Below are 23,097 nucleotides of genomic sequence, written 5' to 3'. Positions count from 1 at the left end.
CAGGCTTGCGCATCCCTGCCATACGGAATCAGCGCCATGACCGACGCCGCAACCCTCGCCCGCCGGATTGCCCAGGGACGCGGCGACGAGCCGGCCGACCTCGTCATCCGCGGTGCGCGGCTTCTCGACCTCGTCACGGGTGGGCTGATCGAGACCGATATCGCGCTCTGCGGCGACACCGTCGTCGGCACCTATGGCTCTTATCAAGGCAAGGTCGAGGTCGATGCAACCGGCCTCATCGCCGTGCCGGGCTTCATCGACACGCATCTGCACGTCGAATCCTCGCTGGTGACGCCGCTCGAATTCGAGCGCTGCGTCCTGCCCCATGGCGTGACGACCGCGATCTGCGATCCCCATGAGATCGCCAATGTGCTGGGCGTCGAGGGCATCCGTTATTTCCTGGCCTGCGCCGAGGCGATGCGCATGGATCTGCGCGTCCAGCTCTCGAGCTGTGTGCCGGCGACCCATCTGGAGACCGCCGGCGCGCGGCTGGAAGCTCCTGATCTGGTTGCCTTGATGGACCACCCCAAAGTGATCGGGTTGGCCGAGTTCATGAATTTTCCGGGCGTGCTGCATCGCGATCCCGGCTGCCTCGCCAAGCTGGAAGCCTTTTCGCACCGGCATATCGACGGCCACGCGCCGCTTGTGCGTGGGATGGACCTGAACGGCTATCTCTCGGCCGGCATCCGCACAGATCACGAAACCACGACCGCCGAAGAGGCCCGTGAAAAGCTCGCCAAGGGCATGGCCATCCTGATCCGCGAAGGCTCGGTCTCGAAGGACCTGCATGCGCTGATCCCGCTGATCAGCCGCGACGCCTCGCCCTTCCTCGCCTTCTGCACCGACGACCGCAACCCGCTCGACATCGCCGAGGAAGGCCATCTCGACTACATGATCCGCACGGCCATCGCCCATGGCGCGGATGTGCTGGCAACCTACCGCGTCGCGACGCTCTCGGCCGCGCGGAATTTCGGGCTGTTCGATCGTGGTTTCATCGGGCCGGGCAAACGCGCCGATATCGTGCTGCTCGACGATCTCGCAACCTGCCGCCCGAAGGTCGTCTTTGCCGGTGGCCGGCTGGTCGAGGACGCCTTGTTCGCGGATCGCATCCCGGTTGCGCCTGTCGGGCTCGGCAGTGTCAAAAACCGGCAGCTCACGCCGGCAGATTTCAAGGCGCGGGCGCACCAGAGCGAGACACCGGTGATCGGCGTCGTGCCCGGCCGCATCATCACCGAGCGACTGGCGATGCGGCTGCCCTCACGCGATGGCGAAGCGCTGCCCGATCTGGCGCAGGACGCGATCAAGGTCACGGTGATCGAACGCCACGGCAAATCCGGCGGCATCGCCACCGGCTTCGTCCATGGCTTCGGCATGAAGCATGGCGCCATCGCCTCGTCGGTCGGCCATGACAGCCATAATCTCTGCGTCGTCGGCGTGGACGAGGCCTCGATGGCGGCTGCCGCCAACCGATTGATCGAAATCGGCGGCGGCTTCGCCGTCGCCGATGGCGGCGTGGTGACGGCCGAGCTGGCATTGCCGGTCGCCGGGCTGATGAGCGATCAGCCTTTCGAGGTCGTCAGGCACGGGCTTGAGGATCTGCGCGCCGCCGCCAAGACGCTCGGCGTCGTGCTGGCGGAGCCCTTCCTGCAAGTGGCCTTCCTGACGCTGCCGGTGATCCCGCATCTCAAGATCACGGACAAGGGGCTGGTCGATGTCGACAAGTTCGACTTCGTCTAGCCAGCCAGCAATTCCTCAGCGACTTCAAGCCCTTCCGCCCTCGCCTTCGCACGTAGATTCAAGCGCCTGACGCCCGGCAGCCTTGTACCGTCCTGGTCCTCGATCGCATGCGCCAGCATCCGCATGCGCTCATCGAACCAATGACCGCCCATGGCGGAGGGGTCGATCGCGAGGATGAGCTGGCCGGTGTCGGGCGGGCCGCCCTTGTCGTCGAGGAAGGAGGAGGCCTCGAAGGCGAAATGCGCGCCGACCAGCGAGGCGGCAAGGATCTCGACCATCAGCGCCAGCGTCGCGCCCTTGGCGTCGCCGAGCGGAACCATGGTGCCGGCAAGTGCAGCAGCAGGATCGGTCGTGGGTTTCCCGGCCGGATCGAGCGCCCAGCCTTCGGGAATGGCTTCGCCCTTTTGCTTCGCCGCCACGATCGGTCCGCGTGCGACCTTCGACAAGGCCATGTCGATGACCAGCGGGTCGCGGCCGGCGAGCGGCGCGGCAAAAGCGATCGGGTTGGTGCCGAAGACGGGTTTCGCCCCGCCCCAAGGCGCGATCGCGGCAGGCGTATTGGCGAAGAGCAGCGCAACCAGCCCCTGCTCGGCCAATCGCTCGACATGCAAGCCCGCCGCGCCGCAATGGTTCGAACGCCGGATCGGGGCTATCGCCACGCCCTGCTCGCGGGCGAGCGCCGGCAATTCGATGACGGCGAGGTCGATCGCCGGATAAGCGAAGCCATGGCCGGCGTCGATCGCCAGCACACCGGGCCTCGGCTTGCGTGCGATCGGCACCGCTTGCCCATTGATCTTGCCGGATCTGAGCATGGCGAGATAGGTCGGCACGCGCGACAGGCCATGGCCCTTGAGCCCATCGGCCTCGGCCATGACGAGCGCCCAGGCGACGGAGGCCGCATTGGCGGGAGATGCGCCGGCCGCCGCAAACAGGTCAGCGAGCCTGGTTTCGACCGCCTCGAACGACAGCTTCGTCATATCCGCCCCTCCAGCGCGGCCATGACGCGCTCGGCGACGAGACCGGAGACGCGGCCATTCGACTCGACCGTGTTGCCCGCGATATGCGGCGTCAGGATCAGATTGGGCGTTCCGGCGAAGCGCTTCCCACCCTCGCGCAAAGGCTCCTCCTCGAAGACGTCGAGCGCCGCGCCGCCGAGCTTGCCTTTCTTCAGCGCCGCGATCAGCGCCTCCTCGTCCATGACGCCGCCGCGCGCCGCATTGACCAGCACGGCGTCCGGCTTCATCCGGGCAAAGGCCTTCTTGCCGATCAATCCGCGCGTTTCCGGCGTCAGAGGCAAATGGATGCTGATGACGTCCGCGCTGGAAAGGACAGCGTCAAGGTCGAGACGCTGGGTCGCCTGCCAGGCCGGATCGTCCTCTGGCACGTAAGGATCGTAGGCGACGACGTTCATGCCAAGCAATCGGGCGTGGTTGGCGGTGTCGCGCGCGATTGCGCCGAAGCCGACCAGGCCGAGCCGCTTGCCGGCGATCTCGCGGCCGATCAGCTTGGTTTTGGGGAATTCGCCGGCGACCATCGCGGCATTGGCGAAATAGGCGCCGCGCAGCAGCACCATGGCGCTGCCGATGACGTATTCGACCACAGACAGGCTGTTGGCGCCGGTCGCCGGGAAAACCTTGATGCCGCGCGCCGTGCAGGCTTCCATGTCGATATTGTCGAGCCCGACGCCGAGCCGCCCGATCACCTTGAGCGCCTTGGCCGCAGCAAGCATGGGCCCCCTCACTTGCGTCTGGTTGCGCACGATCAAGGCGGGCGATGTCGCGACCAGCGCAGCCAGTTCGTCCGGCTTGCCGAAAAGCTCGGGATCGTGATGGACCTCGTAGCGCGCGCGCAGCATCGCAACGGCGGCTTCGTCCATGAATTCGGTGATGATGATGTCTGCCATGGGGGTCTCCGGCCGGCTCTCGTTCGTACGTTGAAGGGTGAGATCGCCTTGAAGCAGCCTTCCGCCTCTCGCGCTCCCCTGATCAGCCCAGCGCCAGAAGGCCGCCGGTGACGATGACGAGAATGACGAGGCTCGTGCCCGTGACAAGCACGAGATGCCGCCAGCCGAGGCGCCCCATCGCCGCCATGGAGGTACCGAGGCCAAGTGCCGCGATGGCGATCAGCAAGCCCCAGCGGGAAACCTCGAGCAAGGCGTCGCGCAGCGGCAGATAGACGCCCGCCAGCGCCGGCAGCGTCGTCAGCAGGCTGTTGAGCAGGCACAGGCAGAGGAAGACGATCGCGAAGACCGGGACCGGCACCTTCGCATGCTCGGCATGCCCGCCCTCGCGCACCATCCACCAGCCCACGGCCAGCACGGCCGGCAGCAGCATGAAAACCCGGAACAGCTTGACGATGATCGCCGCATTGGCGGCCTCGTCGGAGACCGCCTGGCCCGCACCGACGACCTGGGCGACGTCATGGATGGTCGCGCCCAGCATGATGCCGGTCTGCGTCGGCGAGAGATCGAGCCAGGCGCAGATCAAGGGATAGGCCAGCATCGCCAGGGTCGCGAAGGCGTTCATGGCAATGACGGTGAAGGCGACATCGGCGGCCTTGCCGCGATAATCGGGCACCACGGTCGCGGTCGCCAGCGCAGCCGACGCCCCGCAGACCGCTGTCGCGACACCGGCAAGCGCGCCGACCCCGGCTTCGCGGCCGAGCCAGCGCGCCAGCAGGAAACCACAGATCACGGTCACGATCATCGAGGCGACGATGAGCAGCGCAGTCGAGAGCCCCAGCGCGATGATGTCGCCAAGCGCGACGCGCAGGCCCAATAGCCCGATCGCCCAGCGCAGCAGCTTCTTGACGCAGAAGGTCATGCCCGGCGCGAAGCGGACCGTGTTGGCGAAGGGGTGCAGCAGCATGCCGATCACCAGCGCGATCACGACGGCGGGGACGCCGACGCGGCCGCCGGCCGCGGCCTTGAGCAGCGGCTCAACCAGCACGGAAGCGATGGCGACGGCAACCGAGAGCGCGATTCCGTCGAGAAGAGGGCGCCAGGCGCTCAGCGGTGAGGTTGTCGCAACAGGCAAGAACGCGGCTCCGACTCGTCTGGTCGAGATGGCTTCGGCAGATGGTTTCAGCAAATACAGGGCCGAAGCGACGGCTCGCGTCGCCGCTCCGGCTGATAGCAGCAGCTCAGGCCGAGCGGTAGAGCTTGGTCATCGAGAATTCGCGATGCCCCAATGCTTCGGACGCGGTCAGGCGGCCATTGGCGGTGCGCACGATGTTCTGGATCAGTGCATCGCCCGCCTGGGGGATGGTGAGGTCGCGGCGCAGGATGCCGGAGACGTCGACGTCGATATGCTCGGGCATGGTGCGCATCGTCTTGGGGTTACCGGTGATCTTGATGACCGGGACGATCGGATTGCCGATGACGTTGCCCTGCCCGGTCGGGAAGGTGTGCACGACATAGCCGCCGGCCGCCATCAGCGTCACGCATTCGGCCGCGGCCGATGAGGTGTCCATATAGTAGAGGCCTGGCCCCTTCGACGGCGCCTCGGCCGGTTGCAGGATGTCGATGTATTTGCACTCGCGACCGATCTTCTCGAGATTGCCGAGCGCCTTCTCCTCGATCGTGGTCAGGCCGCCGGCGATGTTGCCCTTGGTCGGCTGTGAATCCGAAAGATCGTCGGTCTTGTGGGCCTCGATGACGTCGTCCTGATAGGCCTTCCACATCTTGTACCAGCGCTCGCCGACCTCGGGCGTCGCAGCCCTCGCCTTGCAGAGATGCTCGGCGCCGGTGATCTCCGAGGTTTCGCCGAAAACGCCATGGATGCCGCGCGGAATCCATTTGTCATACATGTTGCCGACCGTCGGGCAGGAGGAGAGCCCCGTCGTCGTGTCGGACTCGCCGCATTTGGTCGAGATCCAGAGTTCCTCGATGCCGCATTTCTCGCGCTGCAATTCGCTCGCCCACTGCACGAACTCCTTGGCGACATAGGAGGCCTTGGCGATGGTGGCGATGTCGCCATGGCCCTCGATGCCGAAACCGACGACCGGCTTGCCGGTGGCGGCGATGCCGTCGACGACGCGCTTGGTCCAACCATCCTCGATGCCGATCACGACCACGGCGGCGACGTTGGGATTCGCACCGGTGCCGATCAGGGTGCGGAAATGGATGTCGAGGTCCTCGCCGAACTGGAGGCGGCCATAGGCGTGCGGGATCGCCAGCGTGCCCTTGATGTTGTTGGCGACAGCCTCGCAGGCAGCGTTCGAGAGGTCATCGAGCGGCAGCAGCAGCACATGGTTGCGCACGCCGACGCGGCCATTCTCACGACGCCAGCCATGGAAGGCATCGAGGCTGCGACCAGTCGGACGCCGGACCATCGGGGCCTTGAATTCGGGCGCCTCGATCTTGCGGCCCTTGATCCGCCCGAGCTTGCCCTTCACGAGATCGAAATTGGCGACGATCGACATGGTGTTTCCTCCATTGATGGCGGGCTCGACCTTGCCGGGAGCCCATTGCTGATTCTTTTCAGGCCTTTGCGCGGGTTTGTTTCACCAACGCTTGGTCTCACCAACGCTTGGTCTTGGCGTTGTGGACGTGCAGATGCTCGCCCCGCTTCACATCGGCGACGGCCTTGCCGATGTCCTGGCCGTATTTCCAGATCGTATCGCCCGCCTTGATGTCCTTGAGCGCGACCTTGTGGCCGATCGGGATGTCCATCTTGGCGGTCAGGCGAAAATCGGAATTGTCGTGAGTGACGACGCCGAGCATGTCCGTGCCGGCCTTGAGGCCTTCGACGACGACGACGCCGACGGTGTCCTTCTTTTCATGGACCAGGAGATGGGGCTTGCTCATTCGGGGCTCCTCCGGGGGATGACGCGAGATCGGTCCGGCAAATCGGCACTCGACCTCGATGAGGTCAAGTCTTATATAAGACATATGAGTGTGCACAAGACAGAAAATCCCGGGCGCAGCGTCGCCGGTACAGCCGAGCCGCTCGGGTTCCGGCCGCTCTACCGGCAGGTCAAGGCGATCTTCGTCAGGCGGCTCGTGGATGGCGTCTGGGCGCCGGGCGAAAGCCTGCCCAGCGAAGGCCAGCTCGCCACCGAGATCGGCGTCAGCCAGGGTACGGTACGCAAAGCGCTCGACGAGCTCGCTGCCGAGAACCTGCTGGTACGCAGGCAGGGCCGCGGCACCTTCGTCGCCGAGCATGACGAGCGACGCATCCTGTTCCAGTTCTTCAAGCTGGTTCATGACGATGGCGAGCGGCGCTTTCCCGACAGCACCGTGTTGGGAGTGGAGACCGGCAAGGCTGATGAAGCCGAGTGCGTGGCGCTGGACCTCGACAGCGAAACGGATGTCATCCGCATCCGCCGACTGCGGTCGCTCGATGCCGTACCCATTATTCTGGAGACGCTGACCTTGCCGCAGCGCGTCTTTCCGGGGCTGGAGACGGGGCCGATCCCCAATAATCTCTACAGCCTGTTCGCTGCCCGCTACGGCGTGACGATCGCCAATGCGCGGGAGCGCCTGAAGGCCGTGGCGCTCGACGCCGATGAGGCCGACGTGCTCGCAGCCCCCGTCGGCACGCCCGCCCTGCGGATCGACCGCATCGCCTTTTCGCTCGATGGCTCGCCGGTCGAGCGACGCCTGAGCATCTGCCTGACCAAGGAGGCCCACTACCTGTCCGACCTGCGCTGACGCGCCGGGTCAGATCGCTTGCTTTCCCACCAAGCCGCCGCAGAGCGGTTTCAAAACCGGAGGAAATGGATGCCAGCGAACATCATTAGACGCCTCGAACGTTTTCGAGCGAAGTGGACACCCGTTCGCGTGAAGGGAGCGCGACAAAACAAAGCGCGAGGGCGATGGAACGATCCGATTGGATCAAAAATCGGCCTGGCTCTCGCGGGCCTGCTGGCACTGGGACTTGCCATGCCGGCATGGGCGCAAGGTTTTCCCAGCAAGCCGATCGCCCTGATCGTACCCTTCGCCGCCGGGGGACCAAGCGACGTCATCGCCCGCCTGGTCGGCGACCATATGGGGCGCACGCTCGGTCAGCAGATCCTCGTCGAGAACGTCGCCGGCGCCGGCGGCACGGCAGGAGCGCGACGCCTCGCGGCGGCAGAGCCGGATGGACATACGCTGCTGATCCACCATCTCGCCCTCGCCGCGGCGCCGGCGCTCTACGGCAATCTGGTCTATGACACACGCACGGCCTTCGCACCGGTCGGCCTTATCAATGCCGGGCCGATGGTGCTTGCAGGCAAGCTCGCCTTGCCGCCGGTCGATGGCAAGGCGTTCTTTCCCTATGCCAAGCTCCAGGCCGAGAAGCTGACGATTGCCCATGCCGGCATCGGCTCGAACGCGCATCTCTGCGCCGTGCTGCTGAGCCAGGCGCTCGGCGTGAAGTTCGCGCAGGTCGCCTATCGCGGCACTGGACCGGCGATGAACGATCTCGTCTCCGGACAGGTCGATCTGCTTTGCGACCAGTCGACCACGGCCGTGCCGCAGATCCAGGGCGACAAGATCCGCGCCTATGCCGTCACCTCGCCCCAGCGCCTCGATGTCCTGCCGAACACGCCGACGGCGCGCGAGAGCGGCACCGACCTCGAAATGACGATCTGGCACGGACTCTACGCCCCTAAGGGCACGCCCGCTCCTGTGCTCGACAAGCTCAACGGCGCGCTCAGGGCGGCGCTCAAGGACCCCATCGTGCTCGAGCGCTTCAAATCGGCCGGCACCCAGGTTTTCCCGGAAAGCGACTGGTCGCGCGAGGCGCATGCGAAGCGCTTCAATGCGGAGATCGCAAAATGGGCGGCCTCACTGCAGGCGGCCGGCGTCACGCCGCAGAATGTGAACTGAGCGGATAGAACGCGCCGCTCGCCTCGATGGGCGGCGCGTGCTACCGGCCGTGGCATGTCTAGCAATGTCGTGCCGCTCGAAACCTTCCTGGACCTGCCCGACCATGCCCGACTGCTCGGGCTCGATCTCGGCACCAAGACGATCGGGCTGGCCTTGTCCGATGTCGAACGGCAGATCGCGACGCCTTTGGAGACGATCCGCCGGGTCAAGTTCGGGCTCGATGCGGCGGCCCTGCTCAAGATCGCGCAGAGCCATGCCGTCGCGGGGCTGATCATCGGCCTGCCGCTCAACATGGACGGCTCGGAAGGGCCACGCGTTCAGTCGACACGCGCTTTCGTGCGCAATCTGGCGCCACTCACACCGCTGCCGGTCGCCTATTGGGACGAGCGCATGTCGACCATGGCCGTCACCCGCACCTTGCTGTTCGCCGACGCCTCGCGCGCCAAGCGGGCCGAGGTCGTCGACAAGATGGCTGCCGCCTACATCCTGCAGGGCGCGCTCGACCGGTTGATGCGCATGGAACCGGAGGATAGCGGACATGACGACGCCGCGACGGATGGAGCCGACGCGGCGCGTTAGAGCATTTTCGAGCGAAGTGGACACCGGTTCGCGTGAATAAAAAGCGATAAAACAAGGCTCTAGGCGGGCTCAAGAGCCTGATTCACTGCCCGAGAAGCCCGCGCTTGATCAGCTTCTTCTCGGCCTCGCGCTGGTTCTTGATGGCGCGCTTCTGGTCCTCAAGGCTCATGCCGGCGAGAGGGTTGCTGTTGCCCCGGCCCGGACCGGGACGTGCTCCGGGACCTTGATCATAGCCGCGCCGGCCCTGATCGTAGCCACCGCGATCATCGCGGCGATAATCATCGCGCCGGTCATAACGATCCCTGCGCTCGTAGCGGTCGCGCCGATCATAATCGGGATCGCGGTCATAGCCGCGATAATACTGGGCCGAGGCCGACCCGACCCCGCCAATGGCGGACACGACGAGGCCAAGGCAAAGCCATATCGCCTTGCGATCGTAAGACATCGAATTCCCCAAATCATCTCGGCACCCCGGTCTTTCCGGCCGGGCCTGCCTGTGTGTCAACGACCGCCGCGAGACGGGTCGACCGTTCCGTTACGGGAGCGATAGCCCGAGTCGTAGCCGCCTTGATAGTAGCGATAGCGCGGAGCGTAGACCGGCGCCTCATAGACCGGCGCCGGCTCGTAATAGACTTGGGGACGCGGGGCATAAACGGTGTAGCCGTCGTCATAGCCGTAATAGGGATCGGCATAGGCCGGGCGGCTCGCGGCGATCGCCGCCGCGCCGAGAACACCAAGGCCGACCGCGCCGGCGACGGCCGCACCGCGCCCGCCATGCCAACCGCGACGATAGCCGCGATAATAGCTGTACTCGGCCGGGGCTGCGTCGAGCCTCTGCGCATCGACCCGCGGTCGTGTCTCGCTTGCGAAGGCAGGCGTCACGAGCCCTGCACCTGCGATAGCCGCAGCTGTCACGCCCGCGATCAAGACAGTCCTCTTGGAAGCCATGTCGGTATCTCCTGAGGTGGTCAGCAGCAGCATCCACAAGATGCCCTCGCCGGATTGAACACGGCCTGAACCAATCGCGGCAGTATTGCGGCGACAGCAGGCCGCCCATTCCTCTGCGCCCTTGTCCGGGCCTCATCGCCATGACAGGAGAATGGCCCGCCTTGACGATGCTCTCGGTCTCAACAACGAGCGTCTCGGCCGCTTGTTCCGATTCCGGGCGCGCCAGCCCGCCGTGACCGGCTGCCGTCACCTGGATCCGCCCGCGACATGAGCCCGATGATCAACAGCCTCGTCGCCGTCTTCCTGGTGATCGCAACGGGATGGAGCCTCAAGACTGCGGGCTTCGTCACGGCGACGCATTGGAGCGGCGTCGAGCGCCTGACCTACCAGGTGCTGTTCCCAGCGGTCGTGATCCATACCTTGGCCCTCGCCGATCTGAGCCGCCTGCCCGTGCTGGCGATGGGCCTGAGCCTGATCCTGACCATACTCTGCGTCGCAGCGGCTCTTCTGTTGAGCCGCCCCCTGCTGCAGCGTCTCGGGATCGAGGGGCCGGCCTTCACCTCGATCTTCCAGGGCTCGGTGCGCTGGAATACCTTTGTGGGTCTGGCGCTCGCCTCCGGGCTCCTGGGACGCGACGGCGCGACGATGATGGCGATCGCGGTAGCGGCGATGATCCCGCTGCTGAACGTGCTGTGCGTGGTCGTGCTGGCGCGCTACGCCAACGGGCTACCGATGAGCCCAGGCGCAACGGTGCGCTCGGTCGCGCTCAACCCTTTCATCTGGTCGTCGGCGCTGGGGCTGATCCTCAACCAGCTGCAGTGGCTGCTCCCGGTCGCGGTCACAACCTATTTCGACATCCTGGGCCGCGCGGCGCTCGGCATCGGGCTGCTGGTGGTCGGGGCCGGGCTCGATCTGAGCCGCCTCGCCAAGCCCCGCCTCGCTCATGGCCTGGCCATTGCACTCAAGCTTGTCGTCATGCCGGTGCTGGCCTGGACGCTCGCGCGGCAGCTCGGCGTCTCGGGCCCCGCCCTGACGATGACGGTGGTCGCCGCCGCCGTCCCGACCGCCACGGCCGCCTATTTCCTGGCGCGCGATCTCGGCGGTGATGCGCCGCTGATGGCCGAGATCACGACGATGCAGACCTTGCTTGCGCTCGGCACCCTGCCGCTGGCGGTACTCATCCTCACCTGAGCGGCTTCTGCTGCATTCAGGATATGCGTCTTCAATTCTACACGCATTGATTGCGTTTTTATAGGGCGACGAGCATATGGAGGAATCCATATCGCGCGCGACATCGCGCGTATGGTCACGGAGGTTCAGACCCATGATACCGCGAGGACGATCGACCTTGCCACGCTCCGGCACCGCCGTGCACGGCAGAGCGCGCTCCGCCGCTTCCGCCTCGCCCCACGCTATGCTCGCCGAAGAGCTGCAGCTCTCCGAATTGCAGCAGGCGACCCTGCTCTACATCGAGCGCATGAGCGCGGAACTGCTCCGGATGGCCAAATCCGCCGATATGCAGACCCTGGCCTATTTCCTGGACATGACGCGCCGAACCTAGCCAAGCCCTTCCTGGAAGCCATCCGCGCAAGAGCCGTAAAGCTCGAGCCGCCATGGCGGCTGCGCGGGCAGGCGCGATCGATGGCTGCGTCGCCGAGCAGCGCCAGCTCCAGTTCGAGGTCGCGCACTATATCGAATTGCCGCTCATCGAACTCGGCACGATGGCGCGCGCCGCCGATCTGCGGCATCTGGTCTATTTCCTTGAACTGACGCGCCTGGAGGCGAGCGACCACACCGAGCGTTGCCGCCCCGATCAATGACCGCCATCGCGCCACAGGATCTCACCTCAGGTCATCAGGCGCGTCAGCAAGCCGCCTGGCTGCCGCAAAACCGCGCCTGAAAGCTCCAGCTCCAGAAGCTCCCGGCTGACGTCGCGGGCGGACCGGCCGCTGGCGCGAACGAGATCGTCGATCGAGATCGGCGCCGCACCAAGCAGATCGAGCAGGTTGATGCCCTGATCGCTCGTCTGCGACGGCAAGACCTTGTCCTGCCAGGCCGCCTCCGCCGGGAGTTCCGTCTTGGGCGCGGGCGTAATCCCGGGCAGGTCGAGTTCGTCCCACAGCGCCTGAGGCGGAGCCTCTCCCGCGCCATCCCGCATCACGGCTCCGCCGCCAGGCCTCTGGTCGAACTCGACCAGCGGCAGCAGCGCCTCGATGACGTGAGCGGCTTCCGCGCAAAGCGTCGCGCCCTCACGAATCAGGTGGTTTCCGCCCTCGGCGCGCGGATCGAGCGGCGAACCGGGAACCGCAAAAACCTGCCGGCCCTGCTCATTGGCGAAGCGCGCCGTGATCAGCGAGCCCGATTTGCGGGCCGCTTCGACCACCACGGTTCCCAATGACAGACCGGAGACGAGCCGGTTGCGGCGCGGAAAGTCGCGCCCGCGCGGAGCCCAGCCCATCGGCATCTCGCTGATCCCGGCACCGGTCTCCAGAAGCCGCTGGAACAATGGCTCATTCTGAGGCGGATAGACCTCGTCGAGACCGCCGGCCAGTACGGCGATCGTTCCGGTCTTGAGGCTCGCTTCATGGGCTGCGGTGTCGATGCCGCGCGCCAGCCCGGAGACCACGACGAAACCCGCCTCGCCAAGATCGCGCGCTAGCCTGGCTGTGAATTTCTGTCCGGCGGCGGAGGCGTTGCGCGAGCCGACGAGCGCGACGCAAGGCCGCAGCAGGGCGTCGGCCGCCCCGATCACCGCCAGCAAGGGCGGCGCCGAATCGATCGCCTGCAAGGGCTTCGGATAAGCCGCCTCGCCCAGGGCGATCAAACGGCCGCCTTGACGCTGCAAGGCCGCGAACTCACGCTCGGCCTCGGCCTCCGTGCAGAGCCGCAGCGTCCGGCCGGACTGCCGTGCGAGATCCGGCAGGGCTTCAAGCGCCGCAGCCGCGCCGCCGAAGCGGTTCATCAAGGCGCGGAAGGTGCGCGGACCGACGCTTTCGCTGCGGATCAGCCTCAGCCAGTCCAGGCGCTGGCGATCGGTGAGGGCGACGCCAGCCATGCCCGTTCAGTCCTTTTGGCCGATCTTGCCTTCGCGGCCGCCGAGCAGCCGCGCGATGTTCTCCCGGTGCATGCACCAGAGCAGCACGGTGAGCAGCGCCATAACGGCGGCCATCTGGTATTCATGCGCCCAGAACCAGAGCAGGAACGGCGCCAGCAGGCTCGCCAGCAGCGCCGAGACCGAGGAATACCGGCTGAGATAGGCTACGCTGAGCCAGATCGCGGCAAAAGTGACGGCAATCGGCCATTTCAGCCCGATCAGGATACCGAGATAGGTGGCGACGCCCTTGCCGCCGCGAAAGCGCAGCCAGACCGGGAAGAGATGGCCGAGAAAGGCTCCGAACCCGGCGAGCAGGGCGGCGCTCTTGCCGCCGACGAGATAGGCGCCGAGCAGCACCGCCGCCGTGCCCTTGAGCATGTCTCCGGCCAGCGTCAGGGCTGCGAGCTTCTTGTTGCCGGTGCGCAGCACATTGGTCGCGCCGATATTGCCGGAGCCGATGCTGCGGAGATCCGGCCCGCCCGACAGCCGCGTCAGGATGATCCCGAAGGGAATCGAGCCGAGAAGGTAGCCGATGGCGAGGGCCGCACAGAGAGAGGGCCATGACAGGCCCAAATTCATCCAGTCCGGCATGCCGCCCCTCTCGTCTCAGCCCACAACAAGAGCTTAGACCGCGTCGTCGTGATAGACCACCCTGCCCGCGACCAGCGTCGTGCGCACCAGCCCTTCGAGCTTGGCCTCGTCGAAGGGCGAGTTCTTGGCGCGCGATTTGAGCTTGCGCTTGTCGACGACATGGGGAGCGTCGGGATCGAACAAGGCGAGATCAGCGGGCGCGCCCACAGCAAGCCGGCCCCCGGCTAAGCCCAGCAGACCGGCCGGTCGTGCCGAGAGCGAAGCCAGCAGCGCGGCGAGGCCGATCTGCCCGGCATGGACCATGCGCAGCGCGGCCGGCAGCAAGGTCTCGATGCCGAGCGCGCCGTCGGCGGCTTCCGCAAAGGGCTGGCGCTTGGTCTCGACGTCCTGGGGATCATGATCGGACACCACGACGTCGATGACGCCTTCGGCCAGCGCCGCGACCATGGCGAGGCGTTCCTGCTCGTGGCGCAAGGGCGGGGAGACCTTGCAGAAGGTGCGATAGTCCCCGACATCGTTCTCGTTCAGCGTCAGGTTGTTGATCGAGACGCCGCAGGTGACGCGCAGTCCCGACGCCTTGGCCCGGCGCATCAGTTCGACCGAGTCCGCGCAGGAAATCATCGCCGCGTGGTAGCGCGAACCGGTCGCCCGCGCGAGCCGGATGTCGCGCTCCAGCATCACGGTCTCGGCCTCGTGAGGGATGCCCGGCAGCCCCTTGCGGCTGGCGAATTCGCCCTCGTTCATGACGCCCGAACCGCGCAGATCGGGATCTTCGACATGGTTCATCAACAGGGCGTCGAAATCGCGGGCATAAATCATCGCCCGGCGCAGCAATTGCGGATTGCGGACCGCCTTGGCGCCATCGCCGAACGCCACGGCACCAGCTTCCAGCAACAGGCCGAACTCGGTGATCTCCTTGCCCAGCATGCCCTTGGTCAGGGCGGCCGACGGCAGCACATTGACGATCGCCTTGTCGCGAGCGCGGCGCTTGATGAAGTCGATGATCGCGGGATCGTCGATCGGCGGATCCGTATCGGGCCGGCAGACGACCGTTGTGACGCCGCCCGCAGCGGCGGCTTGCGAGCCGGTGCCGAGCGTTTCGCGGAATTCGGCTCCAGGCTCGCCGAGAAAGGCGCGCAGATCGACCAGCCCCGGCGACAGAACCAGGCCGCCCGCATCGATCAACTGCGTGCCTTCCGCGACGGCCGGGCGCGCGCCGCCCCAGATGACGTCCGCGATCAGGCCCGACCGGATGAGAAGCGAACCACGCTCGTCGCGCCCCGTCGCCGGATCGACGAGCCGGGCGTTGACGATCGCGATGTCCTGAAGTTCAGCCATGGTCGGTTCCATTCCTGCCGTCACGGCTCTGCCTGTGCGCGACAGCATAAGTCCAGAAGCCCACCAGCCCCCAGAACGCCAGACATAAAACGGCGCCCGCGACGACGATGAACCAGGTCCAGCCCGAGCGCGGCTCGGCGTAGAGAAACCCGGCCGAGACGACGAGATAGAGCGCCACGAAGACGTATCGGACCCGGCGCATCAGCTTCAGCAGCAGGGCAAAGGCGATGTCCACTGCGCTCAGCCATTCGGCAGGTGCTGGGCGAGCGCATCGAGTACGGCCATGCGGACGGCGACGCCCATCTCGACCTGTTCGCGGATCAAGGACTGTGCGCCATCGGCGACCTCGGAGGAGATCTCGACACCGCGATTCATCGGGCCTGGATGCATCACGAGCGCGTCCGGCTGGGCAGAGTCGAGCTTGTCGCGATCGAGGCCGTAATAGCGGAAATACTCCTTTGGAGACGGCACGAACGCGCCATGCATGCGTTCGAGCTGCAGGCGCAGCATCATCACGATGTCAGCGCCTTCCAAGCCCTTCTTCATGTCGGTGAAGACCGTGACGCCCATGCGCTCGATGCCGGCAGGCAGCAGGGTCGAGGGTGCGATCAGGCGGACTTTCGCGCCAAGCGCGTTCAACAGGATGATGTTGGAGCGGGCGACGCGCGAATGCAGGATATCGCCGCAGATCGCCACCGTCAGCCCGGCGATGCGGCCCTTGTTGCGGCGGATGGTGAGCGCGTCGAGAAGCGCCTGTGTCGGGTGCTCATGTGCGCCATCCCCGGCATTGACCACCGAGCAATCGACCTTGCGGGCCAAGAGATTGACCGCGCCGGCCGCATGATGGCGCACCACCAGGATATCGGGCCGCATCGCGTTCAGCGTCGCGGCGGTGTCGATCAGCGTCTCGCCCTTCTTCACCGAAGAGGAGGCGACCGACATGTTCATGACGTCGGCGCCGAGCCGCTTGCCGGCAAGCTCGAAAGAGGCCTGCGTCCGGGTCGAGGGCTCGAAGAACAGGTTGATCTGGGTGCGGCCGCGCAGGGTTGCCGTCTTCTTTTCGACCTGCCGGGAGAGCGCGACATAGGTCTCGGCCCTGTCCAACAGCGCCTCGATGTCCAGATGGGACAACCCCTCGATGCCGAGGAGGTGGCGGTGCGGATAGAGCGGTGCTGGCGATGTCATTTGAAGCAGGGTGTTTAGGCGCGAGTCGTGACCTGCGCAAGGCACGGCTGCGGCCGCGCCCGCCTTTTTCCCGAGCTGCGTCTCACTCGGCCTTCAACGCATAGACATGCTCCTGTCCCGGGAACCGGCGTGCCTTGACCTCCTCGGCATAGGTCGAGACCGCCCGCCTCACCTCAGCGGCAAGGTTGCCATAGGTTTTCACGAATTTCGGCACGCGCCCGGTCAGGCCGAGCATGTCGTCGAGGACGAGGATCTGGCCATCGCAAGCCATGGACGCGCCGATGCCGATGGTCGGGATGGCGACCCCTTCGGTGATCTGCACGGCCAGCGGTTCGGCGACGGCTTCGACCACCATCGCAAAGGCGCCCGCCTGCGCGACCGCCTCGGCATCTGCGAGAATGGCCGGCCACTCGACCTTGCTGCGGCCCTGTGCCTTGAAGCCGCCGAGCGTATTGACCGCCTGCGGCGTCAGACCGACATGGCCCATCACCGGCACGCCGCGCTCGACCAGGAAGCGGATCGTGTCGGCCATGCGCGCGCCGCCTTCGAGCTTGACCGCGCCGCAGCCGGTCTCCTTGAGGATGCGAGCGGCGCTGCGCAGGGCCTGTTCGCGGCTTTCCTCATAGCTGCCGAAGGGCATATCGACCACGATGAGGGCCTGGCGCGTCGCGCGCATCACGGCCTGGCCATGCAGGATCATCATCTCCAGCGTCACCGGAACGGTGCTGTCCAAGCCGTAGACCACCATGCCGAGCGAATCGCCGACCAGGATGAAATCGGCGACCTCGTCGACGATGCCAGCCATCGCGGCGGTATAGGCGGTCAGGGAGACGATCGGCTCGCCGGATTTGCGCGCCTGGATGTCCTGCGCGGTCCGGCGCTTGATCAAGCTGTGTACAGACACGATATCCTCCGCTCATCGTCGTCGAACGCCAGCGCCCCCGGTAAGGCCTCCACCCATCCGGGCAAAGCATAATCGGCGTTTGACAGAGACAACGGCGTGAACCACTTTCGCGCGCCATTCCGAACCGCTATCAACGCGCCCTGCGCCAAGCATCGCCAGGCAGGCACATAACGTGCTTTCCCTGTGCTTTGCCCGGCCCCGTCCTTTGCCCATTGAGACTGAAACGCACCATGAAGCTCCTCGTCGTCGAGTCGCCGGCCAAGGCCAAGACGATCAACAAATATCTCGGCTCGGATTACGAGGTCATCGCCTCGTTCGGGCATATCCGCGACCTGCCCGCCAAGGACGGCTCCGTCGAGCCCGAGCAGGACTTCGCGATGAAGTGGGAGATCGAGGGGCGCGGCGCCAAGCAGGTCGCCGAGATCGTCAAGGCGCTGAAAGGCGCCGACAAGCTGATCCTTGCAACCGACCCGGACCGCGAGGGCGAGGCCATCTCCTGGCATGTGCTGGAAGCGCTCAACGCCAAGCGGGCGCTCAAGGGCATTCCCGTCGAGCGCGTCACCTTCAACGCCGTGACCAAGGACGCAGTGCAGAAGGCGCTCGCCAATCCGCGCCAGGTCGACCAGGCGCTGGTCGATGCCTATCTGGCGCGCCGGGCGCTCGACTATCTCGTCGGCTTCACCCTCTCCCCCGTACTCTGGCGCAAATTGCCCGGCGCGCGCTCGGCCGGCCGCGTCCAGTCGGTGGCGCTGCGCATCGTCTGCGACCGCGAGCGCGAGATCGAGGCGTTCCGGGCACGCGAATACTGGTCGCTGGTGGCCACGCTCGCCACCAGCGCGGGCGGCGTCTTCGACGCGCGGCTCGTCGGCGCCGACGGCAAGAAGATCACCCGGCTCGACATCGGCACGGGCGACGAGGCGCGCGCCTTCAAGGCGGCGCTGGAGACCGCCGCCTTCAGCGTGGCGAATGTCGAGGCCAAGCCCGTCAAGCGCCACCCCTACCCGCCCTTCCAGACCTCGACCTTGCAGCAGGAGGCCTCGCGCAAGCTGGGCCTCGCCCCGGCGCGGACGATGCAACTGGCGCAACGGCTCTATGAGGGCGTCGACATCGGCGGCGAGACGGTCGGCCTCATCACCTATATGCGAACCGACGGCGTCGACATGGACGGCTCGGCCATCACCGCCGCCCGGCGCGTCATCGGCAAGGAGTTCGGCGACGCCTATGTTCCCGAGGTGCCGCGCAAATACACGGTCAAGGCCAAGAATGCGCAGGAGGCCCATGAGGCGATCCGGCCGACCGATCTCGGCCGCCTGCCGGCCATGGTGGCGCGCCATCTCGAACCCGAGCAGGCCAAGCTCTACGAGTTGATCTGGAAGCGCACCATCGCCAGCCAGATGGAATCGGCCTCGCTCGAGCGCACCACGGTCGACATTGCCGCCAAGGTCGGCGCGCGCAATCTGGAACTGCGCGCCACCGGCCAGGTCGTGCTCTTCGACGGCTTCCTGACGCTCTATCAGGAGAGCCGCGACGACGAAGAGGACGAGGACTCGAAGAAGCTGCCGGCGATGAAGGATGGCGACCCGCTCGAGAAGCGCGCCATCGCGGCCGACCAGCACTTCACGGAGCCGCCGCCGCGCTATTCGGAAGCCAGCCTCGTCAAGCGCATGGAAGAGCTCGGTATCGGCCGGCCCTCGACCTATGCCGCGACGCTGTCGACCCTGCGCGACCGCGAATATGTCCGCATCGACAAGAAGCGCCTCGTCCCCGAGGACAAGGGCATGCTGGTGACGGCGTTCCTGGAGAGCTTCTTCAAGCGCTATGTCGAGTTCGACTTCACGGCTAATCTCGAGGAGCAGCTCGACCGCGTCTCCAATGCCGAGATCGACTGGAAGGTGCTGCTGCGCGAATTCTGGGAAGAGTTCACCAAATCGATCGGCGAGACCAAGGATCTGCGTGTCACCGAGGTGCTGGAGGCGCTGAACGGCGTGCTCGGCGCCCATGTCTTCCCGGCGCGCGAGGATGGCGGCGATCCGCGCTCCTGCCAGGTCTGCGGGACCGGCACGCTCTCGCTCAAGCTCGGCAAGTTCGGCGCCTTCGTCGGCTGTTCGAACTATCCGGAATGCCGCTATACCCGGCCGCTGACCGTCTCCGCCGCTGATGGCGAAGCGACGGCCGAAGGCGGCCAGGGTGCGCCGGGCGTGCGCATCCTCGGCAAGGATCCGGTCACGGAGGCCGACGTCACGCTGCGGGATGGCCGCTTCGGGCCCTATATCCAGCTTGGCGAGGGTGAGAAGCCCAAGCGCTCCAGCCTGCCCAAGGGCATGAGTGCGGCCAGCGTGACGCTGGAGAAGGCCCTGGCGCTATTGGCGCTGCCCAAGGAGGTCGCGCAGCATCCCGAGAGCGGCGAGCCGATCCTTGTCGGCATCGGCCGCTACGGGCCCTATGTCCAGCACGGCAAGACCTACGCCAATATCGACAAGGATGACGATATTCTCGAACTCGGCGGCAACCGCGCCATCGACCTGATCGTCGCCAAGGAGAACGGCGGCGGCGGCAGCCGCTTCGGCCGCGGCGCGGCCGTGCCGGGGCGCGATCTCGGCGAGCACCCAGGCGGCGGCAAGCTCGTCGTCCGCGCCGGCAAATACGGCCCTTACGTCAACTGGGGCAAGGTCAATGCGACCCTGCCCAAGGCGATGACGCAGGAGGCGATCACGCTCGAACAGGCGGTCGAACTCGTCAATGCCAAGGCAGAAGCCAGCGGCGTCAAGGGTGGCGGGAAACCCAAGGCTGCGGCGAAGGCGAAAGCTCCGGCCAAGGCTGCAGCGAAGTCCTCGGCCAAGCCCAAGACGGCAGCCAAGGCAAAGACCGCGGCAAAGGCGCCCGCCAAGGCAGCAGCGAAACCGAAGGCCGCCGCCAAGGCCTGACGGGCGGAGTCTCCTCAGCTCCTGCCGGCGACGACGACCAGGCGCTTCACTTCGCCGCGTAGATAGGCCTGCAGGAACTTGTCGTAGTCCTTGAACGACACGCAGCCATTCGAATCGCCGTTGGGACCGAGCAGATAGGTGTGGGTCAGGAGGCCGGCGCGGCCATGGATCGCGCCGCTGCCGCCGACGGGGTTCAGGCGCAGCGCCCGCACGCCATGGAACAGTGCCTCGCGCTCGGTCAGATCATAGGTATGCGGCGGCGTGACGCCCTGCATCCGGACATGGGCGAAACGAGGGTCGTCCAGCTTGTCGCCGAGACCAGAATGCGCCTCCAGCCGATCGCCATTGGGCATGTAGACCGTGCGCGCGCTGATGTCGTAGATCGCCGTCGCCTGCGCCGCGCTGATGGCCGGCGCCGTGCCGGGGCTGAGCCGGCGTCCGCGTGAACGGTCGACGACATCATCCTCAGGCGCGGCATAGGCGAGAGCGGGACCGGCCGGCTGCGGCGGGACGCCGAAGAATTTTTCGAAGAACGAACGGTTGTCCGGCGCCTGCGCAGGCGCGGCGGCGACTTTGGGCCGGTGCGCCGGCTGGCGCAGCACGATGGCCGGCGGCTCGCGGCTCTCCGGGAGCTTGAGCGCCGAGGGCCGCGCGATCGGCAGCGGCGCGCCGGGGACGAGCCTGGGCGCTGCAGGGGTCTTGAGAATTTCCGTCACCGACCCGGCCGAAGGAAGGGCTGTAGGCGCGATGCTTCCGGTCGTGTCCACGTCACGCGGGACGATGGAAGCCGAGGCCGAAACAGCCGGCGGCGGCAGGATTGCCGGTGCAAGCGAAGCCGTCTGCAACGGCGCGTTGACGTGGAAGCCCGCATCGAGCGGCGCGCTCCCACCGAGCGTAGTGGGCGCAGGGCCAAGCTTGAATTCGGAGTTCAGGAGATCGCGGTAAACCCTTGCTGTCTCTGTATTTTGCAGCGACGCTGCCGCCGTCAGAACGGACCTCGCCGCTTCATGGGTCGCCGGTCGGTCCTGCGATCCATCCATCGCAAGGAAACCAAGTGCGGTGGTGGCCGCAACGAAGGCAAGCTGGAGCAACACCTTGCGGCGCAGCCGGGCGCGAGAGCGCAACCTGACTGCACGCGGCCTGTAGCCTTGGTCCGACATGGGGGCGGCGCTCTCAACTCAACAACGCAACACGCCGCCTGCCCTAGCGAACGAAACCCGAAGCGACCGGCTCTCCGCCGCGCTCGAACAGGAGCATCGGCCGAGACAGGCGCTGATCGTCCATGCAGGGAAGCCAGCAACTCAACTGAGTTCAGTAAAATCCTGCGTGGTTAATTGCCGGTGAATCCCACGCGGCAATTTGCGACAAAAAAACGCGGCGGACCGATCCGGCCCGCCGCGCCTCATAGATTGCCGCGTCGAAACGCTCCCAGCCGCTCAGAGCGGCTTCAGCCCGGCCTCGATCTGCGCCCGCTTCGGCTCCAGGAAGGGCGGCAGAGCGAGTGTCTCACCCATCGTCTCGGCCGGCTCATCGGCGGAGAAGCCGGGCTCGTCAGTGGCGATCTCGATCAGGATGCCGTTCGGCTCGCGCAGATAAAGCGAGCGGAAGTAGAAGCGGTCGACCTTGCCGCTATTGGGATAGCCGGCCGCCGTGAGCCGCTCCGCCCAGGCGTCGTAATCGGCAAAGGTCGGCGTGCGCAACGCGAGGTGATGCACGCCGCCGGCCCCTTCGCGCGCCTGCGGCGCATCGGGTTCGACCGCAACATGCAGCTCGGCAGCCGGACCACCCTCGCCGATCTTGAAGACATGGATTTCGCCGCTGGCATGGGCCGCGTCGCGATAGGACGCGATACGCTCCAGTCCGAGAAGCTGGGTCAGCACGACCTCGGTGCGCTCGAGCTTCGGCACCGAGATGGTGACGGGCCCGAGCCCGCGAATCTGATGCTCGGCGGGAACCGGGCTCTTCTCCCAGACGACGAAGGGGATCTCGCCGCCATCTGCGAGCAATGTCAGGCGCTGGCCTTCCGGATCCTCGAAATCGACGGCTGGGCGGCCATTGACCGCGCGGATGGCTGAAACCTCGACGCCGGCCTTGGTCAGACGCTCGCGCCACCATTCCAGCGACGCCTCATCGGCGACACGCAAGGAGGTGCGGCTGATCGAATGCGTTCCGCGCCGGGCCGGTGAGGCAGGCCAGTCGAAAAAGGTCAGGTCCGATCCAGGCGAGCCGGCACCATCGGCATAGAACAGGTGATAGGCCGAGGTGTCGTCCTGGTTCACCGTCTTCTTGACGAGCCGCATGCCGAGCGCCTCGGCATAGAAGCGGCGGTTGCCCGGCGCATCGGCCGAGATGGCGGTGACGTGGTGAATGCCGGTGAGCTTCATCGGGAACCTCATGATTGGGCGCAAGGCCGGATCGGCCCGCTGTCTGCGCTGGAGATAGCGCCCCCCGCCGCCAGCGGAAGCCCCGATCGCCCAATCTCAACTTTGCATCCACGCAATCAATTGGCGGAGACGCCCCCGTCGACACGCACATGCGCAAGCGAATTCTGCTGCGCTACGGAGTCGTGGTCGCAGGTGGAGCGGAGATTTGCGGAGCCGTAGCCTTGTCGGCAGGCGTCGCGGGCGTCGTGCAGTCCTGCGGCTTGGCCTTGCAATCATAGACCATGGTCGGCGCGGCTGACTGTCCGGAACTCCCCGCCGATGGCAGGATCATGTTCTGGCCCTTGTCGACCTGCGAGGGATGGGTCGTCACCGGGCCGAGCCCACTGTTGGATTGCGGTGCGACGGCCGAGGGCGATTGCGGCGGTGTGACCGTCCCTTGGGCGAGCGCGGCGAAAGAGCAAGTCACGACGGCTAGCGCGGCGACGAGCAAACGGGTGGTTGCGAGCATGTCGGTCCTTCTGGCTGGGACTGTGATGCTCAAGAAACAGGCGGGTGCGCTGGATGTTCCCCCCGCCTGGCTTCAAGCCGAGACCGCGTGG

The 23,097-nt window shown here is 66.3% G+C and carries 24 protein-coding genes; 8 read left to right on the top strand and 16 right to left on the bottom strand.

Going from position 1 to position 23,097, the window contains the following annotated elements:
• Positions 1-36 precede the first annotated feature (36 nt).
• Entirely contained in the window at positions 37-1,737 is a 1,701-nt protein-coding gene (gene ade, locus CYD53_RS23360; RefSeq protein ID WP_103720478.1) for an adenine deaminase, read from the top strand.
• Here the strand turns inward: ade and CYD53_RS23355 are convergent.
• From CYD53_RS23355 to CYD53_RS23335, 5 genes are all read right to left on the bottom strand, one after another.
• Positions 1,734-2,714 carry an Ldh family oxidoreductase gene (locus CYD53_RS23355; RefSeq protein WP_103720477.1) on the bottom strand — a complete coding sequence of 327 codons (981 nt, stop codon included), beginning with the start codon at positions 2,712-2,714 and terminating at the stop codon, positions 1,734-1,736. The two genes, ade and CYD53_RS23355, sit on opposite strands and share 4 nt — an antisense overlap.
• Positions 2,711-3,640, bottom strand: a complete 930-nt coding sequence (locus CYD53_RS23350; RefSeq protein WP_103720476.1) for a hydroxyacid dehydrogenase — start codon at positions 3,638-3,640, stop codon at positions 2,711-2,713. Before CYD53_RS23350 ends, CYD53_RS23355 begins: the two co-directional genes overlap by 4 nt.
• 82 nt (positions 3,641-3,722) lie before the next feature.
• The gene (locus CYD53_RS23345; RefSeq protein WP_245928391.1) at positions 3,723-4,772 is read right to left on the bottom strand and encodes a YeiH family protein; all 1,050 of its coding nucleotides are present in this window, start codon (positions 4,770-4,772) and stop codon (positions 3,723-3,725) included.
• A gap of 106 nt (positions 4,773-4,878) precedes the next feature.
• Positions 4,879-6,069, bottom strand: coding sequence for a UxaA family hydrolase (locus CYD53_RS23340; protein WP_103720505.1), 1,191 nt, complete (start codon positions 6,067-6,069; stop codon positions 4,879-4,881).
• A 187-nt stretch (positions 6,070-6,256) separates the two neighbouring features.
• Positions 6,257-6,544, bottom strand: a complete 288-nt coding sequence (locus CYD53_RS23335) for a UxaA family hydrolase (RefSeq protein ID WP_069691299.1) — start codon at positions 6,542-6,544, stop codon at positions 6,257-6,259.
• A 90-nt stretch (positions 6,545-6,634) separates the two neighbouring features.
• On the opposite strand from CYD53_RS23335, the gene CYD53_RS23330 reads away from it, so the two are divergent.
• From CYD53_RS23330 to ruvX, 3 genes are all read left to right on the top strand, one after another.
• Positions 6,635-7,390, top strand: a complete 756-nt coding sequence (locus CYD53_RS23330) for a GntR family transcriptional regulator (RefSeq protein ID WP_245928390.1) — start codon at positions 6,635-6,637, stop codon at positions 7,388-7,390.
• Between the two features lie 231 nt (positions 7,391-7,621).
• Positions 7,622-8,551 carry a tripartite tricarboxylate transporter substrate-binding protein gene (locus CYD53_RS23325; RefSeq protein WP_103720474.1) on the top strand — a complete coding sequence of 310 codons (930 nt, stop codon included), beginning with the start codon at positions 7,622-7,624 and terminating at the stop codon, positions 8,549-8,551.
• Positions 8,552-8,605: 54 nt separating this feature from the next.
• On the top strand, positions 8,606-9,130 hold the full coding sequence (ruvX, locus tag CYD53_RS23320; RefSeq protein ID WP_103720473.1) for a Holliday junction resolvase RuvX: 525 nt from the start codon (positions 8,606-8,608) through the stop codon (positions 9,128-9,130).
• Between the two features lie 82 nt (positions 9,131-9,212).
• On the opposite strand, the gene CYD53_RS23315 is transcribed toward ruvX, so the two are convergent.
• Entirely contained in the window at positions 9,213-9,575 is a 363-nt protein-coding gene (locus tag CYD53_RS23315) for a hypothetical protein (protein ID WP_103720472.1), read from the bottom strand.
• 56 nt (positions 9,576-9,631) lie between these two features.
• A complete protein-coding gene (locus tag CYD53_RS23310) occupies positions 9,632-10,078 on the bottom strand; it encodes a hypothetical protein (protein WP_103720504.1) in 447 nt (148 codons plus the stop codon).
• 267 nt (positions 10,079-10,345) lie between these two features.
• Here CYD53_RS23310 and CYD53_RS23305 point away from each other — a divergent pair, with 267 nt between their 5' ends.
• From CYD53_RS23305 to CYD53_RS23300, 3 genes are all read left to right on the top strand, one after another.
• Positions 10,346-11,269 (top strand): AEC family transporter, encoded by a 924-nt coding sequence (locus CYD53_RS23305; protein WP_103720471.1) that lies wholly within the window; start codon positions 10,346-10,348, stop codon positions 11,267-11,269.
• Between the two features lie 157 nt (positions 11,270-11,426).
• On the top strand, positions 11,427-11,639 hold the full coding sequence (locus tag CYD53_RS30025) for a hypothetical protein (protein WP_146055987.1): 213 nt from the start codon (positions 11,427-11,429) through the stop codon (positions 11,637-11,639).
• Between the two features lie 52 nt (positions 11,640-11,691).
• A complete protein-coding gene (locus CYD53_RS23300) occupies positions 11,692-11,898 on the top strand; it encodes a hypothetical protein (RefSeq protein WP_103720470.1) in 207 nt (68 codons plus the stop codon).
• 26 nt (positions 11,899-11,924) lie between these two features.
• Here CYD53_RS23300 and dprA read toward each other — a convergent pair whose 3' ends face one another.
• From dprA to panB, 6 genes are all read right to left on the bottom strand, one after another.
• Complete coding sequence (gene dprA, locus CYD53_RS23295; RefSeq protein WP_103720469.1) at positions 11,925-13,133, bottom strand: DNA-processing protein DprA; 1,209 nt, start codon at positions 13,131-13,133, stop codon at positions 11,925-11,927.
• Between the two features lie 6 nt (positions 13,134-13,139).
• Entirely contained in the window at positions 13,140-13,763 is a 624-nt protein-coding gene (gene plsY / locus CYD53_RS23290; protein WP_245928389.1) for a glycerol-3-phosphate 1-O-acyltransferase PlsY, read from the bottom strand.
• Between the two features lie 33 nt (positions 13,764-13,796).
• Complete coding sequence (gene pyrC / locus CYD53_RS23285) at positions 13,797-15,101, bottom strand: dihydroorotase (RefSeq protein WP_103720468.1); 1,305 nt, start codon at positions 15,099-15,101, stop codon at positions 13,797-13,799.
• Positions 15,094-15,336: a hypothetical protein gene (locus CYD53_RS23280; RefSeq protein ID WP_103720467.1), complete on the bottom strand. Its 243-nt coding sequence runs from the start codon at positions 15,334-15,336 to the stop codon at positions 15,094-15,096. Before CYD53_RS23280 ends, pyrC begins: the two co-directional genes overlap by 8 nt.
• A 5-nt stretch (positions 15,337-15,341) precedes the next feature.
• Positions 15,342-16,286 (bottom strand): aspartate carbamoyltransferase catalytic subunit, encoded by a 945-nt coding sequence (locus CYD53_RS23275; RefSeq protein WP_103720466.1) that lies wholly within the window; start codon positions 16,284-16,286, stop codon positions 15,342-15,344.
• 82 nt (positions 16,287-16,368) lie between these two features.
• Positions 16,369-17,190, bottom strand: coding sequence for a 3-methyl-2-oxobutanoate hydroxymethyltransferase (panB, locus tag CYD53_RS23270; RefSeq protein ID WP_103720465.1), 822 nt, complete (start codon positions 17,188-17,190; stop codon positions 16,369-16,371).
• A gap of 230 nt (positions 17,191-17,420) precedes the next feature.
• On the opposite strand from panB, the gene topA reads away from it, so the two are divergent.
• Positions 17,421-20,114, top strand: a complete 2,694-nt coding sequence (gene topA / locus CYD53_RS23265) for a type I DNA topoisomerase (protein WP_103720464.1) — start codon at positions 17,421-17,423, stop codon at positions 20,112-20,114.
• Positions 20,115-20,128: 14 nt separating this feature from the next.
• Here topA and CYD53_RS30930 read toward each other — a convergent pair whose 3' ends face one another.
• From CYD53_RS30930 to CYD53_RS30020, 3 genes are all read right to left on the bottom strand, one after another.
• Positions 20,129-20,830, bottom strand: a complete 702-nt coding sequence (locus tag CYD53_RS30930) for a DUF2778 domain-containing protein (protein WP_425428336.1) — start codon at positions 20,828-20,830, stop codon at positions 20,129-20,131.
• A 720-nt stretch (positions 20,831-21,550) separates the two neighbouring features.
• Positions 21,551-22,498, bottom strand: coding sequence for a ring-cleaving dioxygenase (locus CYD53_RS23255; RefSeq protein WP_103720463.1), 948 nt, complete (start codon positions 22,496-22,498; stop codon positions 21,551-21,553).
• Positions 22,499-22,670: 172 nt separating this feature from the next.
• Positions 22,671-23,006 carry a hypothetical protein gene (locus tag CYD53_RS30020; RefSeq protein ID WP_146055986.1) on the bottom strand — a complete coding sequence of 112 codons (336 nt, stop codon included), beginning with the start codon at positions 23,004-23,006 and terminating at the stop codon, positions 22,671-22,673.
• Between the last annotated feature and the right edge of the window lie 91 nt (positions 23,007-23,097).

Source organism: Allobosea psychrotolerans (genome assembly GCF_002917105.1).
GTDB classification, from domain to species: Bacteria; Pseudomonadota; Alphaproteobacteria; order Rhizobiales; family Beijerinckiaceae; genus Allobosea; species Allobosea psychrotolerans.
The sequence above is the reverse complement of the archived record's forward strand: the minus strand, read 5'-3'. Positions and strand labels throughout refer to the sequence as shown.

Excerpts from the sequence above, each read along its gene's own strand:
- CYD53_RS23300 (WP_103720470.1), top strand. The coding sequence starts at position 11,692 with ATGGCGGCTGCGCGGGCAGGCGCGATCGATGGCTGCGTCGCCGAGCAG.
- CYD53_RS23315 (WP_103720472.1), bottom strand. The coding sequence starts at position 9,575 with ATGTCTTACGATCGCAAGGCGATATGGCTTTGCCTTGGCCTCGTCGTG.
- ruvX (WP_103720473.1), top strand. The coding sequence starts at position 8,606 with ATGTCTAGCAATGTCGTGCCGCTCGAAACCTTCCTGGACCTGCCCGAC.
- CYD53_RS23275 (WP_103720466.1), bottom strand. The coding sequence starts at position 16,286 with ATGACATCGCCAGCACCGCTCTATCCGCACCGCCACCTCCTCGGCATC.
- CYD53_RS23340 (WP_103720505.1), bottom strand. The coding sequence starts at position 6,069 with ATGGTCCGGCGTCCGACTGGTCGCAGCCTCGATGCCTTCCATGGCTGG.
- dprA (WP_103720469.1), bottom strand. The coding sequence starts at position 13,133 with ATGGCTGGCGTCGCCCTCACCGATCGCCAGCGCCTGGACTGGCTGAGG.
- CYD53_RS23325 (WP_103720474.1), top strand. The coding sequence starts at position 7,622 with ATGCCGGCATGGGCGCAAGGTTTTCCCAGCAAGCCGATCGCCCTGATC.
- CYD53_RS23305 (WP_103720471.1), top strand. The coding sequence starts at position 10,346 with ATGAGCCCGATGATCAACAGCCTCGTCGCCGTCTTCCTGGTGATCGCA.
- plsY (WP_245928389.1), bottom strand. The coding sequence starts at position 13,763 with ATGCCGGACTGGATGAATTTGGGCCTGTCATGGCCCTCTCTCTGTGCG.
- pyrC (WP_103720468.1), bottom strand. The coding sequence starts at position 15,101 with ATGGCTGAACTTCAGGACATCGCGATCGTCAACGCCCGGCTCGTCGAT.
- CYD53_RS23355 (WP_103720477.1), bottom strand. The coding sequence starts at position 2,714 with ATGACGAAGCTGTCGTTCGAGGCGGTCGAAACCAGGCTCGCTGACCTG.
- CYD53_RS30020 (WP_146055986.1), bottom strand. The coding sequence starts at position 23,006 with ATGCTCGCAACCACCCGTTTGCTCGTCGCCGCGCTAGCCGTCGTGACT.
- CYD53_RS23335 (WP_069691299.1), bottom strand. The coding sequence starts at position 6,544 with ATGAGCAAGCCCCATCTCCTGGTCCATGAAAAGAAGGACACCGTCGGC.
- CYD53_RS23350 (WP_103720476.1), bottom strand. The coding sequence starts at position 3,640 with ATGGCAGACATCATCATCACCGAATTCATGGACGAAGCCGCCGTTGCG.
- CYD53_RS23255 (WP_103720463.1), bottom strand. The coding sequence starts at position 22,498 with ATGAAGCTCACCGGCATTCACCACGTCACCGCCATCTCGGCCGATGCG.
- ade (WP_103720478.1), top strand. The coding sequence starts at position 37 with ATGACCGACGCCGCAACCCTCGCCCGCCGGATTGCCCAGGGACGCGGC.
- CYD53_RS23310 (WP_103720504.1), bottom strand. The coding sequence starts at position 10,078 with ATGGCTTCCAAGAGGACTGTCTTGATCGCGGGCGTGACAGCTGCGGCT.
- topA (WP_103720464.1), top strand. The coding sequence starts at position 17,421 with ATGAAGCTCCTCGTCGTCGAGTCGCCGGCCAAGGCCAAGACGATCAAC.